This is a genomic window from Paenibacillus phytorum, assembly GCF_013141715.1.
In the GTDB taxonomy this organism is placed as follows: domain Bacteria; phylum Bacillota; class Bacilli; order Paenibacillales; family NBRC-103111; genus Paenibacillus_E; species Paenibacillus_E phytorum.
This window is the reverse complement of sequence record NZ_WHOA01000145.1, coordinates 1-622: the sequence shown is the minus strand read 5'-3', so window position 1 is coordinate 622 and position 622 is coordinate 1. Positions and strand designations below refer to the sequence as shown.

The window sequence follows — 622 nt, the reverse complement described above, 5'->3', positions numbered from 1 at the left end:
TGCACAATTGGATGCTTTAACTTCATCTTCTCGGTCATGTTTAAAATTCGCTTTTTTCCAACTCTTCTGTCCACCAAAGCTAAAATATTCAATAAGATATCATTGCTCTCTAGGCTTTCCTCTATAGAAATAGATAAAGACTTATTTGCTACAACAATAAAATTGGATTTACTTAATGCTGACTGTTCTGATAAAAGCTCCTTTGCATATTCTGATATTTTTCTATTTCTTGCAATTACTTTGAGACGATCCTCCGGAACTATCCCCTTGGTATCTTTTCTGACAGCTTCAATTTCTTCATTGTTGATAGGAATTTGGATATCTGGATCATTCTTTATTTCCAGCTCCGTATGATACCATCTGATTAAGGTAGTTATATCACTCATATTGAGTACGTTCTTTTTATCTACCGCAATATAACAAAGTCCTGCTTTATCAGGTAAATAACGGTAGCTGGTTGCGCGGTATTCGAACCTTCCATATAACGCAGGACAGAGAAAGCTCTCCAGAAGTTGCTTCAATTTGCTCCAGGCCATGTAATCCTCCTATTTAACGAGTGAACTTGCCATCTAACACCTTGAATTCCATAAAGGCTTCTATATCCTATTGAGGCAAGTCGTTC

1 protein-coding gene is annotated in these 622 nt (G+C 36.7%); it reads right to left on the bottom strand.

The annotated features are described in order from the left end of the window. A partial coding sequence (locus GC098_RS21725) for an SF0329 family protein (protein WP_171645320.1) occupies nt 1-536 on the bottom strand: 536 nt, incomplete at its 3' end. Between the last annotated feature and the right edge of the window lie 86 nt (nt 537-622).